Origin of the sequence: Antarcticimicrobium sediminis (assembly GCF_004348975.1) — a bacterium.
GTDB classification, from domain to species: Bacteria; Pseudomonadota; Alphaproteobacteria; order Rhodobacterales; family Rhodobacteraceae; genus Antarcticimicrobium; species Antarcticimicrobium sediminis.
Genome location: NZ_SMFP01000001.1, coordinates 683,962 through 698,582 on the forward strand (window position 1 = coordinate 683,962; position 14,621 = coordinate 698,582).

Consider the following 14,621-nt stretch of genomic DNA (forward strand, 5'->3'; position numbering starts at 1 on the left):
GGACCTACCAAGGTTCAACATGGTTCGGAAGGCTCGACTGAACTGCACAAGACGGCATTGCGCGTCAGGCGATTGCGGCGGCAGTTTCACGACCCGGTGAAGACCACGGCGTTGACCTGACACCTCAGCCGCGCCATGACCGGAGGCGCTGGAGCCGGTGGCACGGGTGCGCTAGGGACGTACTGCTGCCCGATTGAGACCCCGCCCGATTGAGCCCCCGAGGGAGAGAGAGACCATGTTTTCCAAAGAGACCTTGAGCTATAACGCGATTCCGCTGCCTGACCGCGCCGAGATGAGCGATGCGGAGATGACAGCCGCCGCGCAGGCGTTCCACGACACCATGCGCCGCCGCCACTCGGTGCGCGATTACTCCCCGCGCCCGGTGCCGCGCGAGGTGATCGAAAGCTGCATCCGCACGGCGGGCAGCGCCCCCTCGGGCGCCAATCACCAGCCTTGGCATTTCGCCGCCATTTCCGACCCGGCGATGAAGGCGCGCATCCGCGCAGAGGCCGAGGAAGAAGAGCGCCGATTCTATGACGGTGGTGCCAGCGACGAGTGGATCAAGGCGCTGGAGCCGATCGGCACCGATGCCTCCAAACCGCATCTGACCATCGCGCCTTGGCTGATCGTGGTCTTTGCCCAACGCTGGGGAGAGTTCGACGACGGCACCCGGTACAAGAATTACTATGTCCCCGAGAGCGTGAACATCGCCACCGGCTTTCTGCTGGCCGCGCTGCACCATGCCGGGCTGGTGACGCTGACGCATACCCCCAACCCGATGAAATTCCTCAACGAGGCGCTGGGGCGGCCAGCCTCGGAAAAACCGACGATGATCATCGCCGTGGGCCACCCGTCCGAGAGCGCCACGGTGCCGGAAGTGGCCAAGGTCAAGAAACCGCTGGACCAGATCGCAAGCTTTTTCGACTGACCCAGCGGTGCGGGCGGGGCGGACGAGACCGGTTGCGCCCCGCCGCAACAGGCTGCTTGGAACTCATTTTACCGGATTTTTGCTTCGCAGAAAATGGCGGCGAGGCGCAGAGATCAGACCTTGCAAACTTGCAGAATTGAAGGTGACAACGGCTACCACTAACACGGCCAATAACGCTTGTTGCGACGGATAATTGCCCCCAGTCCTTTTGTGGCACTTCGCTACCTATACTATTGCCTAACGCGTATTGCTTTGCAAATTTGATACTAATGCCGACAAAGAAAACTGATTTTGAGAGAACTGATGCCAGCGTTTTGTAGCTTCCTTGTCTTTAGATCCCGTGAAATCGATTTGATCCATTCAATTTGCGCTGACGCGAACTGGTCCACACAGGACATTCCGGACCCATCGGAGAGATATGTATTTACAGAAAGAGGTATGTGTGAACTTGCCCAAGCCAGTGCATTGCAGGATATTGGCATTCCCTGCGAAGGACAACAACATGGAAGGTTGCTTGTTCTGGAGGCAGAACAAGTCGAGGCCGACAACATTATCCAACTGATCTGCGCAGCAAACCTTATTATTGAAGGGTTCCCAGATACATACGACACACCAACTCATGGGTTCCCGCTTTCCAACGATGACGCTGAACGTCATGAAATTTTTGAGTCTGTTTTTCGCACCGATGGATACTTCCAGAAATTTACCTATCGCGAAACACTCCCGGTTGCTGTCGCATTCGCTGCCGAAGCCTGGCAGGATAAGAAGCTTGTGTATGCCATTCACAAATTGGCGCACAGCTACAAAACCGAGAGCGTGACGCCATGGTCAATGCGCCCGCATCATGGACACGTTTTTGAAAAGCATACAGACGATTTCGCTTCGCACGTAGGAACGTCCGTCGCAATTAACCTTGCATACTCAGCCATCGAAGAACTCGATCTTGGCGTGAAAGCGAGCGCAGAGAACAAGCGATCGATTGGAGGGAAAACCTTTGTTTGGAACCCAAAAGTGTTGGAGCCGTTCAAGGCGCGCTTGCAAGGGGCAGGGATAGATCCGGCAAGAACAATAGATTGGGTGACCCGTGGTGACCAAACAGAAGTCGAAATTTATAAAATGCTCGATAGCCTTTCTGATCACTCGGATGGATTCGGAATTCGAGACCGCCAGGTTCCACTGCCAGATGCCATTAATTTTTGTGAGTATTTACGCAACACAATGACTGCGCATGCCTTTTCCGGCAGCACCCCACGTCTTGGCCCCTATGAAGTTTATAATACCCAGCAAGTCGCGAGATTCTTGATTCTGTCCAAGTGCAACCTTTGGAACACTTGGACCAAGGACCTTCGAAAGCGCTATAGTTGAGTTTTCAGGGAAGAAATTGAGCCCTGCCGGACGTGTCGGTGGCCGTGCCCACTTCGGGCTGACAGCAATCATCAGCGCCTTTCAAGCAGATGGCAGCTAAGTCTGCACAGCCCCCCTCCCCGCCTCAAGCGACATCAACGGAATGCAAAAAGGCCGCCCCGAAAGGCGACCTTTTCCATGCATCTTCAATACGCCGGGGTCGGGCAGATCAAAGCTGTTCCATCACCTCGTCGCTGGCCTCGAAATTGGTGGTGACGCGCTGCACGTCGTCGTCATCCTCCAGCGCGTCGATCAGCTTCATCAGCTTTTGCATGCTTTCGAGGTCCATTTCGGTGGTGGTGGTGGGTTTCCACACCAGCTTGGTGCTTTCGCTTTCGCCCAGCTCGGCCTCAAGATTGGTGCCAACCTCATTCAGGTCGGTGTCGGCGCACCAGATCACATGGCCATCCTCGGTGCTTTCCACGTCCTCGGCCCCAGCCTCGATCGCCGCCATCATCACGGTGTCGGCATCGCCGATATCGGCGGGATAGGTCACCTCGCCCTTGCGCTCGAACATGAAGCCGACGCTGCCGGTCTCGCCCAGGTTGCCGCCGTTCTTGGTAAAGGTCGAGCGCACCGAGGAGGCGGTGCGGTTGCGGTTGTCGGTCATCGCCTCGACGATCACCGCGACACCGTTGGGGCCATAGCCCTCGTAGCGGATTTCTTCGTAGTCGTCGCCTTCACCGACCTGCGATTTCTTGATCGCACGATCGATCACATCCTTGGGGACCGAGACCGATTTCGCCTCTTTCACCGCAAGGCGCAGACGCGGGTTCTTGTCCGGGTCGGGGTCGCCCATCTTGGCGGCGACGGTGATCTCTTTGCTGAGTTTGGAAAACAACTTGGCCCGGACAGCGTCCTGTCGCCCTTTGCGGTGCTGGATGTTTGCCCATTTGGAGTGGCCGGCCATAGTGCTTCCTCGATCTGATTACTCGGTTGGCGCCCATATAGCCGCTTGCCCCGCCCCTGTTCAAGCAGCGCTTGCCCCCGCGCCGCAAGCGGATAAGTTGACGCCATGACATATGACCAGATCCTGCTCTTCGCCCTGTTCTTTGCCGTCTTCGTGCTGCTGCTCTGGGGGCGGTTCCGCTATGACCTTGTGGCGTTCAGCGCGCTGCTGGTCGGGGTGCTGTTGGGATTGGTCCCGACCGAGGCGGCGTTTTCCGGCTTTGGCCATCACGCCACCATCATCGTGGCGCTGGTGCTGGTGGTCTCGGCCGGGTTGATGCGCTCGGGCGCGGTGCAGCTTATCACCCGGACGATGATCGACAGCACCCGCTCGGTCAGCCATCACATCGCCTTTATGGGCGGTGTCGGGGCCGTGCTGTCGGGGTTCATGAACAACGTCGCCGCGCTGGCGCTGTTGATGCCGGTCGATATCCAGACCGCGCGCAAGGCCAAGCGATCCCCGGGCAGCACGCTGATGCCGCTGTCCTTCGCCACCATTCTGGGCGGGATGGTCACGCTGATCGGCACGCCGCCCAACATCATCATCGCCGCGATCCGACAGGAACGGCTGGGCGAATCCTATTCGATGTTCGATTTCGCGCCGGTCGGGGGAATCACCGCCGTGGTCGGCTTGATCTTTGTCACCGTGGTGGGCTGGCGGCTGATCCCGAAAAGCGCGCGTGAAAGCGACCCGGCAGATCAATTGCGCCAGACCTCGGCCTATATTGCCGAGCTGGCGGTGCCCGAGGGCAACAGTTGGGTCGGCAAGCTGGCGGGCGGTCTGCACGAGGCGGCGGGTGAGAACGACGTCACCATTCTTGGCCTGATCCGGAACGGGCGGCGGCGCTATGGCAGTTCGCGCAACACCGTACTTCAGGCCGATGACATCCTGATCCTTGAAGCCCAACCCGACGAGCTGGACGCGTTCCGCTCGACCCTCGGGTTTTCCTATACCGACGCCGATCGCCGCGAGGTGATCGAGGGCGAGGCGCAGGGGCTGAGCCTGACCGAGGTGGTGGTGCAGCGCGAAGCGCGGATCGCCGGACGCTCGGCGCAGGCGGTGGGGCTGCACTGGCGGCAACGCTCGGTGATCGTGGGGATTTCACGTCAGGGCCGCCGCATCACCGAACATCTGCGCCAAGCGGTGATCGAGCCGGGCGATATCCTGCTGTTGCTGACGCCAGCGGATGAAGGGCAGCAGGTGGCCAACTGGCTTGGCTGTCTGCCGCTGGCCGAGCGTGGGCTGGCGATCACGCAGGAAAACAAGACCTGGTTTGCCATCGGCCTGTTTGCCGCCGCCGTGCTGCTGGCCAGTCTGGGCTGGATCTCGCTTCCGGTCGGGCTGGGGCTGGTGGTTGTGGCCTATGTGTTGAGCGGCATCATACCGCTGTCAGAGCTCTACGACCAAATCGAGTGGCCGGTGGTGGTGCTGCTGGGCTCGATGATCCCGCTGGGTCAGGCGCTGGAACAAAGCGGCGGCACCGAGCTTCTGGCCGGGTCTCTGGTCAACCTGACCGGGGGGCTGCCCGCTTGGGCGATTCTGACCGTGCTGATGGTGGTGACGATGTCGCTGTCGGACGTGCTGAACAACACCGCCACGACCATCGTCGCCGCGCCGGTGGGAATCGAGATGGCGCGCGCGCTGGATGTCTCGCCCGACCCGTTCCTGATGGCGGTGGCGGTGGCGGCCTCCTGCGCGTTCCTCACCCCCATCGGGCACAAGAACAACACGCTGATCCTTGGCCCCGGCGGCTATCGCTTTGGCGATTACTGGCGCATGGGGCTGCCATTGGAGGTTCTGGTGATCGCCGTTTCGATCCCCTCGATCCTGATTTTCTGGCCGTTCTAAGCGGGTGGCAGCGCGATTACCTGCGGTGACCTGACCGCCGGGGCGCGCTACCAGCTGCCGCTGGCGCCACCGCCCGAGGACGAGCCGCCGCCAAAGGAGGACCGGCCAGAGCCGGACGAGGATTTCGTGATCTTGGGAATCGTCCGCAGTTCAGTGTCGTGATAGTCGCAGTTCTTGCAATCATAGGTCAGCCGCTTCTGACCGGTGCTTTTGGTGGTCGCCGCCCGCAGGATCTTTGTCGTGGTCGACAGTGTGTGATAGCCGCATCGCGGGCAGGCTCCATAGCGGGAAAACCAGTTGCGATAGCGCAGGATGTCCATATGGGCGCAGCTTGGGCAGGCCCAGACGTCGTAATCCACCGCCTTTAGAAACTCTTCCAGCCGCTGGCCGCCATCCAGATGTGCGTCATCGGCCGTCTCGCCCATGCGCTGCATCAGGGTGCCACAGTCCCCACAGGGGCGCGGTCGGCGGCGCAGGTATCGGCGCAGCCAGAAGCCGACCCCGGCCAAAGGCACCGCGAAAATCCCCCAGATCCAGTCCCCGAAAGCGGCGAGCCGGCGGACTATCCAGCCCCAACCCTGTTGGAACGTGCCGGTGCCATAGGTGCCGGGGTAATGGCCCGTCAGCTCACGGATGGTTTCGTCCACCCCGGTCTCGATCCCCGCCTGATAGGCGTAGTCGCGAAAATCAGGGAGGAACCCGTGATCAATCACCCGCTGCATCCGCGCGTCCCAACTGGAGTCATAGCCGGACCCGATTTCAATCCGCATCTGCCGGTCATAGAGCGCGACAAGCACAAGCACGCCGTCATTGCGCGCACGATTACCGATACCCCAAGCATTAAACAGCGCGGTCGCAAAGGGTTCAATCGCGCCGTAATGGCCGTATTCACTGAGACTGGAAATGGTCAGCACCGTCATTTCGATACCGGTGCGGTCATACAGCTCGATCAGGTCGGTACGGATCCGCGCCTCGGCCTCGGCGTCCAGCAGATCGGCGTAGTCACTGACATAAACGTCGAGATAGCCCGGCAGGCTGCCCCCCGCAGGGTTTGGGAACGTCTCGACCTGCGCGGCGGCAAAGCCCGCCGGCCCCTCGGCAGGCGCACCGGGCAGATCCCCCCTGCCCGCCACCAGAAGCCCGACGCCATAGCCCAGCGCCAAACCAATCGCCACCACCAGCGCGGCGATGACACCGGCGATCTTCAGGTCATGTCGTGTCATGTGCCCGTCCTCTGCCCGCCCCTAGCGATCCGCTGCTGGGCAGCGTAGCAGGCGGCTGGCTTTGATCCATAGGGGAAAACCCGGTTTCTGGCTCAGAGCGGCCAGATCAGCGGGATCAGGATCGAGGCCAGAATGCCCACGCTCAGATTCAGCGGAATGCCGACGCGCATGAAGTCGGTGAACTTGTAGCCGCCGGGCCCGTAGACAAGCATGTTGGTCTGATAGCCAATCGGGGTGGCAAAACTGGCCGAAGCCGCGATCATCACCGCCACCACCAGCGGGCGCGGGTCGATCCCCATGGCCTGCGCCAACCCGATGGCGATGGGAGTGACGACCACCGCCACCGCGTTGTTCGACACCAGTTCGGTCAGCACCGAGGTCAGCAGGTAGATTGCCCAGACCACCATGAACGGCGGCAGCTTGGTCAGCCCCGGGGCGATGGCCTCGACGATCATACCCACCGCGCCCGAGCTTTCCAGCGCCGCGCCGATGGCGAGCATGGCAAAGATCATCGCCAGCAGACGCCCATCGACAAAGGAAAACGCCTCGTCCGCGTCGATGCAGCGGGTCAACAGCACGACAGCCACCGCCAGCACCGACAGAAACAGGATCGGGGCCACCCCAAAGGCGGCCAGCGCCACGATACCGATCAGCGCGACGATGGCGATCGGGGCATGGCCGCGCCGGAACGCCCGTGCCGAGGGGTGCGAGACGTCGACCATCTCCATCTCGGCAGCGAGCCGCTGGATATCCGCCGGCGACCCTTCAAGCAGCAGGGTGTCGCCCACCCGCACCACAAGATCGTCAAGTTGGCGGCCGATGTTCTGGTTGCGCCGATGCACGGCCAGCACATAGACCCCATAGCGCCGCCGCAGACGCATCGCGCCAAGGCTGCGCCCAACCATCTTGCAGCCGGGAGAGATCAGCACCTCGACCGTGGAGGTCTCGACCGCCGAGATCTGATCGACGCGCCGAAGTTCCTTGTTGTTCTGCAAGCTCAGCAATTCAGTCATTCGGGTGCGCAGAACCACCCGGTCCCCGACCTGAAGCTGCACCCCTTCCAGATCGCGCCGCAGCGACTGGTCACCGCGCACCACGTCGATCAGGCGCACCCCCTCACGCTTGAACAGCTGGACGCCCAGAACCTCGCGCCCGATCAGGTTGCTTTCCGGCGGGATCACGGCCTCGGTAAAGAATTTCATCCTCGACTTGTCGTTGAGCAGCAAGGCCATGCTGTCGCGGTCGGGCAGCAGACGCGGCGCGACAAAGCGAATATAGATCATCCCGTAGGCGACCAGCGCCAGCCCCAGCGGCGTCACCTCAAAGATCGTAAAGGCCGCCAACCCGTGGCTGCGCGCCACGCCATCCACCAACAGGTTGGTCGAGGTGCCGATCAGCGTCAGCGTGCCGCCCAGAATCGCGGCATAGCTGAGCGGGATCAAAAGCTTGCTGGCCGAAACGTTGAGCGTGCGGGCGATCTGGATGAAAACCGGGATCATCACCACCACCACCGGCGTGTTCGACACCACCGCCGAAGCGATCAGCACGAACCCCATCAACAGCGCGATGGCAAAGCGCGGACGCGTCGCCGCCTGTCGCTGAGCCACGCTGGTAAAGGCGTCAAGCGCGCCGGTGCGCACCAGCGCGCCCATGATGATGAACATCGCCGCGATGGTCCAGGGGGCGGGGTTGGACAGCACCGGCAGCGCCGCGTCATAGGGCAGAACGCCCGTGACCAGCATCACCGCAACACCGCCTATGGCGACCACCTCGGTCGGGAACGCCTCGCGCAGGAACATGATGAACATGCCCGCGACAATGATCAGGGCAAGAACGGCTTCGGCGGTCTCGGACAGGGCAAAGATCTGCATGCTATTGATATTTTCGCTTCAACGAATGCGACCGGGTCAGGCCGGCGCCCACTTTCGCTGATCGCACAGGTCGGAGCAAGCGTTTCATGCGATCACAGGCCGACCGCGCTGGGGGCGCGGCCGGTTTTTGCCTGTGATCAGGGCGCTGCCTGCTCCAACCGCCCGCCGACGCGCACCATGCGCACCTGCTTCGCGCTGCCGGTGCGATCGTCGGTCTCGACAAAGACACCCGACAGGGTGGCCGGACCGGATGCCGGCGTGAACCGGTCCTTGTTCATGCCGGTGATGAAACGGCGCATCGGCTCGGTCTTTTCCATGCCAATGACCGAGTTGTAATCGCCGCACATGCCCGCATCGGTCAAATAGGCGGTGCCACCGCTCAGGATCTGGGCGTCGGCGGTGGGAACATGGGTATGGGTGCCCACCACCAGGCTGGCGCGACCGTCGCAGAACTGGCCCACCGCCATCTTTTCCGAAGTCGCCTCGCAATGGATGTCAACGATCACCGCCTGCGCGATGCCGCCGCGCGGATGCGTCTTGAGCACGGTGTCGATCGCCGAGAACGGGTCGTCGAACGGGCGTTTCATGAACACCTGCCCCAGCACCTGCGCCACCAGCACCTTGCGCCCGCCGGGGGCGTCGAACAGACGAAACCCCTTACCCGGTGCCGATTTGGCAAAATTGATCGGGCGGATGATGCGCGGCTCGCGTTCGATCGCCTGCATCATGTCCTTCTGGTCAAAGGCATGATCGCCCAGCGTGAGGCAATCGGCCCCCGCCTGCAGCAGCAGCCGGGCGTGATCGCCGCTCAGCCCCATGCCATTGGTGGCGTTCTCGCCATTCACGACGACAAAATCCAGCCGCCAGTCCTCACGCAAGCGCGGGAGGGTCTCGGATATCGCTGTGCGGCCCGCGCGGCCCATCACATCGCCAAGGTACAAAATTCTCATGGCCGCTTGGTAGGGTCTGGCGCGGACGAGGGCAAGAGGCGCTGCGCTTTGCGGGCCGGGGCGTGCGTTTGGCACACTTCTGGCAGCCGCCCCTACCCCCGGGAAACCATCACCACCCGGCTTTCGGTCACGATCATGTCGAGCGGCTGATCGGTCGGCTCCAGCGGCAAGGCCTCGGCCTCTTGCGCATCAAAGGCAAACCCGATCGCCAGCGTCGCGCGGCGCGCGCGCAACTGCTCCAGCGTACGGTCATAGAACCCGCCGCCATAGCCCAGCCGGTTGCCTGCCGCGTCAAAGGCCACCAGCGGCACGATCAGGATCTCGGGCTCGAAATACGCGGGGGTCGCCGGGATCCTCGCCCCAAACGGGCCGTCGATCAGGGCGCAATCGGGGGTCCATTGGCTGAACCGCAGCGCCACCCCCTCCCCCTCGATCACCGGCACGCCGACCATCCCGTGAGCGGCAGCCTCGACCATGGCGGGCAGCGGGTCGATCTCGGTACGGATCGGCATGTAGCCAGCCAAGGGCACCCCGCGATAGCCGGCAAGCACCGCGCTGAGTTGCGCCGCGGCCCCGGGTCCGACCATAGCATGTGCTGCCTTGCGTCGGGCAAAGGCGGCCTTGCGCGCCCCGGCCTTGCGAGCCGCCAGATCGCTCACATCAACACCAGTCCGGCGAGGCCGAGAAAGACGAAGAAACCCACCACATCGGTCACCGTGGTCACGAAGGTGCCCGAGGCCAGCGCCGGGTCGACGCCGAATTTCTCCAACACGATGGGAACCGCCGTGCCGGCAAGCCCGGCCACCACAAGATTGATCACCATCGCCGCCGCGATCACATAGCCCAGATCCAGCGTCCCGAACCAGACCAGGCTGACAACCCCCATCACCACTGCAAAGATCACCCCGTTGACCAGCCCGACCAGCAATTCGCGCCGGATCACCCGCCAGGCGTTGGCGCGGGTCAGGTCGCGGGTGGCCAGCGAGCGCACCGCAACGGTCAGCGACTGGGTGCCCGCATTGCCCCCCATCGAGGCGACGATGGGCATCAGGATCGCCAGCGCCACCAGCGCCGCGATGGTCTCGGCAAACTGGGCGATCACCAGCGAAGCCAGGATCGCCGTCACCAGGTTGACCGCCAGCCAGGGCAGCCGCTGGCGCGCGGTGTCGACCACGCTATCGGACAGCGAGCTTTCCTCGCCCACACCGGCCAGACGCAGAATGTCTTCTTCGTTTTCCTCGTCCAACACCGCCATGGCGTCGTCAATGGTGATCACCCCCACCAGACGCCCCTCGGCATCGACCACAGGGGCCGAAATCAGGTGATACTGGTTGAAGGCATAGGCGACATCGGCCTCGTCCTGTTCCGCCGGGATGACCTGAAACACCTCTTCGCAGATGTCCTTGAGCGGCACGTTGCGCGGCGAACCCATCAGCTTGCCCAAGGTGACATTGGCCACCGGGTGCAGGCGCGGGTCGACCAGCACGATATGATAGAACTGTTCCGGCAGCTCGTCCGAGTTGCGCAGATAGTCGATCGCCTGACCGACGTTCCAGTGATCGGGGGCGAACACCACCTCGCGCTGCATCAGACGACCGGCCGAGTTGTCCGGATAGCTTAGCGCCTGTTGTACCGCGACCCGGTCGGCGGCCTCCAGCGCGCCAAGGATCGCGGCCTGTTGCGGTGCCTCCAGATCCTCGACCAGATCGACCACATCGTCGCTGTCGAGTTCGCGCACCGCCTCTGCCAGCACCTGCGGGTGCAGCATGGAAATCACATCCTCGCGGATGCTCTCATCAAGCTCTGAAAGGATATCGCCGTCGAATTCGCGACCGTAAAGCCGGATCAGTCGGCCCCGGTCAAAGGCGTTGACCTGCTCCAGAAGGTCGGCGATGTCAGCCGCATGCAGCGGCTCCATCAGCTCGATCAGCTTGTCGCGATCGCCCACATCGACCGCGAACAGGATCGCCGCCACCGCCTTGCGATCCAGCCGGTAGGCCCCATCCTGCCCGCCCTCATCGCGAGGCGGTTCGTTCTCTACCTGATCATCGCCTGTGCTCATGGTCCGCCCATATCCCGAATTGGGTGCAAATTAGAAGAAGCTTCTAGCTGGAAACAATGACAATAGCGCAATTTACCTGTGTTGGCCCGCGCTCTAGTCTGCGGGCGACATCCTGGGGACGAAAGCGGATTTTCAATGACCGAAACGACGATTCTGACCGGGCGGGTGCTGTCCTTTGACGGCACGCCTTTTGACGACACACCGACCGAGGCAGCGCGGTTTGACAGCGCGGTGGTGCTGGCGGGCGGGCAGATCGTCGCGCGCGGCACGGTGGCCGATCTGTGCGCCGCCTATCCGCAGGCAAAGCGACACGATCACGGCGACAAGGTGATCTGCGCCGGTTTTGTCGATCCGCATGTGCACTATCCCCAGACCGCCATGATCGCGAGCTGGGGCAAGCGGCTGATCGACTGGCTCAACAGCTATACCTTCCCGGAAGAGATGCGCTTTGCCGATCCCGCCTATGCCGCCCGCATCGCCGCGCGCTATCTCGACCTGACCACGGCCGAGGGGACGACGACCATGTGTTCGTTCTGCACCATCCATCCCGAAAGCGTGGAGGCGTTTTTCACCGAGGCGCAAAAGCGCGGCCAGCGGGTGGTGGCGGGCAAGACCTGCATGGACCGCAACGCGCCAGACGGGCTGCGCGACACGGCGCAATCGGGCTATGACGACAGCAAGGCGCTGCTGCAACGCTGGCACGGGGTCGACCGCCTGTCCTATGCCATCACGCCGCGATTCTCACCAACCTCAAGCCCGGAGCAGCTGGAGGCGATGGGCGCGCTCTGGGCCGAACATCCCGACTGCCTGATGCAGACCCATCTGAGCGAACAGACCGACGAGATCGCCTGGGTCAAAGAGCTGTTTCCGCAGGCGCGCGATTATCTCGACACCTATGAACAGTTCGGCCTGCTGGGGGCGAACGGGCTGTACGGCCACGCCATCCATCTGGAGCCGCGCGAACGGGACCGTTTGCGCGAGGTCGGCGCGGCGCTGGTGCATTGCCCGACCTCGAACACCTTTATCGGATCGGGTCTGTTCGACATGACCGGGCTGATGGCCGAGGGGCATCGCATCGGACTGGCCACGGATACCGGCGGCGGGTCGAGTTTCTCGATGCTGCGGACCATGGCTGCGGCCTATGAGATCGGCCAGTTGCGCGGCACACCGCTGCATGCGGCACAGTTGCTGTGGCTGGCAACTGCAGGTTCGGCCCAAGCGCTGGGGATGGCGGATCGGATCGGCAATATCGCACCGGGGATGGAGGCCGATCTGGTGGTGCTCGATCTCTCCTCGACCCCCGCCATTGCCCAGCGCGCGGCAGAAGCCGGCGATATCTGGGAGGCGGTCTTCCCAACCCTCATGATGGGGGATGATCGCGCCGTGGCCGAAGTCTGGATCGGCGGGAGACGCGCGAAGGGGGATTGAACGGGCCCTGATGGGCCCGTGCCTCCGGCGGGAGTATTTGGAGTAAAAACTCCGAAACATCCTTTTGAAATCAAGTGGTTGGGATTTTTCAACTCCGGTGTGTAGCACATATGTGTCACACATTTGGCTCGATGACTACGGCTTGTTCGCCTCATCAGGGGGCCGAAATGGGCACACATCTTCATCTTTTCCGCCGGGGCAATGTCTTCTACTGGCGGCGCCGGCTGCCAGGGTTTTCCCCAGAAAACAGCACACTCCAACTGTCTTTGCGTACCGAACAGCGTCCGGAAGCGTCTATACTTGCGAGGAAACTTACCGCTGAGAGCGATCGCATGTTTGATGCTATGTCGAGAGATTTACTGTCCGTCGAGGACGCCCGGGCGTGGCTGCGCCACGTTATCAATGACGAATTGGCCCGCATGCGGCGGGTTGCTCTGGTGACGCGGATGGACCCGGTCGGCCCATCCGAGGGCGATCGCCGCGCAGATTGGGCCACGGCGCAAGCATGGAAGCTGATGGCTGAATTCGGACCCCGCGCAGAGATCAGCCAAACGGTTCGCGAACGCCTTCGCGATGAGGGGGCCTCGGAGCGCGATCTGGCTGTCCTCGAGGGGTCTCTGGATATCTATTGCCAAGACATCCTGTCCGAGCCGCGGATGAACCGGATGGCTTCAAACTTCAAGCAGCTGACGCAGCGGGAGAAAAGGCCGAGCACGACCGAGCTTTTGCAGCTGCGCCGCTTGCTGATCGAAGGGAAAGCCGCGGCACAGGCGCAACGCGGGACCGCGGCGCTTGAGCCGGAAGGGGAGATCGCGCGGGATCTTGCGGAGCACCTGTGCCGAGAAATGGCCGCCGTCGAGCGCACCGCTTGGTTTGGGCCAACTGGCGCGCCCTCGAACCCCGTGGCGTCGATGGCCCCGCCGGACTCGCTGTCGAGCGGAAACGATGGGTTTCATGTGCCGTCCCGGCCCACTGAGGTGCCGGAGGACTCGGAGACCTACGACCCATCGCTGTTGGCGACCGTAGCGCGGCTGAACCTGGCCAAAATGGAGCAACAGAAGGAGGAGACCGGCAAAGAGCGTGTCCCTGAGACCATGGCAAAGCTGCGGCGCGTCACCGCCAAGCTCTTTCTGCTGATTACCGGCGTCGAAGATTTGCGCCAGATCCGCCCGGCGCATCTCTCGCGCTTTCGCGACATGTTGCACAAAATCCCGAAGAGTTGGGGCAAGGGCCCGAATGATGCGACGATGACATGGGAGCAAGTGATCGCGCGCGCCAAGACCTTGCCCCCCGCAAAGGTCGGATTGGCGATCAGCACCATCAACCGGCACCTTGATGTCTTGGCCCAGATTCTTGAGCGCGCCGAAGAAGACGGCATTGAGGTTGACCCGAAGTTGAAGCCGAAAAAACTGCGGCTTCGCGAGAAGAAGCGCAGCCGTGACAAGCGCATTGGATTTTCGGAAACGGATCTCAACAGGCTGTTTCGGCACACGATCTGGACGGGATGCAAAAGCGCGCGCTTCCGCAACACGCCCGGAACGCGGGTGATCAAGGACGGGCTCTATTGGCTGCCGCTTATTGCGGCCTACACGGGCGCGCGACGTGAAGAGATTGCAGGGCTTCAGCCAAGCGATATCCGCGAAGAGAGCGGGATCCCCTATTTTGATATTGCGGAGAATGAGAACCGTGGCGTCAAGACCCTCGCGGGGGAGCGGCGGATCCCAATCCATGACCGGCTCATCGCCCTCGGGTTTCTGGATCACGTCGAGGCGATGCAGCGGCGCAAAGCGCAGGATCTGTTTCCGGAATTGCGCCCAAAGGGGCACTTCAAGGGTAAGCTGTGAACAGGCATGCAAAATTGACCCCGTAGCGGGGTGATCGGCGTCCAAAAATGACCCCCTTACACTGATGTGGATAATGCCCCCGAGGCTATCGGGGAGCACAGTGTGGGATGTTGG

At 62.4% G+C, this 14,621-nt stretch carries 11 protein-coding genes; 5 read left to right on the forward strand and 6 right to left on the reverse strand.

The genetic code is table 11. The annotated features are described in order from the left end of the window. Positions 1-235: 235 nt before the first annotated feature. Together E1B25_RS03260 and E1B25_RS03265 are read left to right on the forward strand one after the other, a co-directional pair. Positions 236-928, forward strand: coding sequence for a nitroreductase family protein (locus tag E1B25_RS03260; protein WP_132827213.1), 693 nt, complete (start codon positions 236-238; stop codon positions 926-928). Between the two features lie 438 nt (positions 929-1,366). After that, complete coding sequence (locus E1B25_RS03265; RefSeq protein WP_132827214.1) at positions 1,367-2,293, forward strand: hypothetical protein; 927 nt, start codon at positions 1,367-1,369, stop codon at positions 2,291-2,293. A gap of 208 nt (positions 2,294-2,501) precedes the next feature. Here the strand turns inward: E1B25_RS03265 and E1B25_RS03270 are convergent, their stop codons facing one another. After that, on the reverse strand, positions 2,502-3,242 hold the full coding sequence (locus E1B25_RS03270; RefSeq protein ID WP_132827215.1) for a YebC/PmpR family DNA-binding transcriptional regulator: 741 nt from the start codon (positions 3,240-3,242) through the stop codon (positions 2,502-2,504). Positions 3,243-3,347: 105 nt separating this feature from the next. On the opposite strand from E1B25_RS03270, the gene E1B25_RS03275 reads away from it, so the two are divergent. After that, positions 3,348-5,129: an SLC13 family permease gene (locus E1B25_RS03275; RefSeq protein WP_132827216.1), complete on the forward strand. Its 1,782-nt coding sequence runs from the start codon at positions 3,348-3,350 to the stop codon at positions 5,127-5,129. Positions 5,130-5,176: 47 nt separating this feature from the next. On the opposite strand, the gene E1B25_RS03280 is transcribed toward E1B25_RS03275, so the two are convergent. The 5 genes from E1B25_RS03280 to mgtE form a co-directional block, all read right to left on the reverse strand. Then, the gene (locus E1B25_RS03280) at positions 5,177-6,352 is read right to left on the reverse strand and encodes a TPM domain-containing protein (RefSeq protein ID WP_132827217.1); all 1,176 of its coding nucleotides are present in this window, start codon (positions 6,350-6,352) and stop codon (positions 5,177-5,179) included. A 92-nt stretch (positions 6,353-6,444) separates the two neighbouring features. After that, positions 6,445-8,223 carry an SLC13 family permease gene (locus tag E1B25_RS03285; RefSeq protein ID WP_132827218.1) on the reverse strand — a complete coding sequence of 593 codons (1,779 nt, stop codon included), beginning with the start codon at positions 8,221-8,223 and terminating at the stop codon, positions 6,445-6,447. 137 nt (positions 8,224-8,360) lie between these two features. Beyond that, entirely contained in the window at positions 8,361-9,173 is an 813-nt protein-coding gene (locus E1B25_RS03290) for a TIGR00282 family metallophosphoesterase (RefSeq protein ID WP_132827219.1), read from the reverse strand. Positions 9,174-9,265: 92 nt separating this feature from the next. Beyond that, entirely contained in the window at positions 9,266-9,832 is a 567-nt protein-coding gene (locus E1B25_RS03295; RefSeq protein ID WP_132827220.1) for a 5-formyltetrahydrofolate cyclo-ligase, read from the reverse strand. Then, positions 9,829-11,235, reverse strand: coding sequence for a magnesium transporter (mgtE, locus tag E1B25_RS03300; protein WP_132827221.1), 1,407 nt, complete (start codon positions 11,233-11,235; stop codon positions 9,829-9,831). Before mgtE ends, E1B25_RS03295 begins: the two co-directional genes overlap by 4 nt. Positions 11,236-11,370: 135 nt before the next feature. Between mgtE and guaD the strand changes: the two genes are divergently transcribed. Together guaD and E1B25_RS03310 are read left to right on the forward strand one after the other, a co-directional pair. Continuing rightward, positions 11,371-12,663: a guanine deaminase gene (guaD, locus tag E1B25_RS03305; RefSeq protein ID WP_132827222.1), complete on the forward strand. Its 1,293-nt coding sequence runs from the start codon at positions 11,371-11,373 to the stop codon at positions 12,661-12,663. Between the two features lie 167 nt (positions 12,664-12,830). Further along, complete coding sequence (locus tag E1B25_RS03310) at positions 12,831-14,507, forward strand: DUF6538 domain-containing protein (protein WP_132827223.1); 1,677 nt, start codon at positions 12,831-12,833, stop codon at positions 14,505-14,507. Positions 14,508-14,621: the final 114 nt, after the last annotated feature.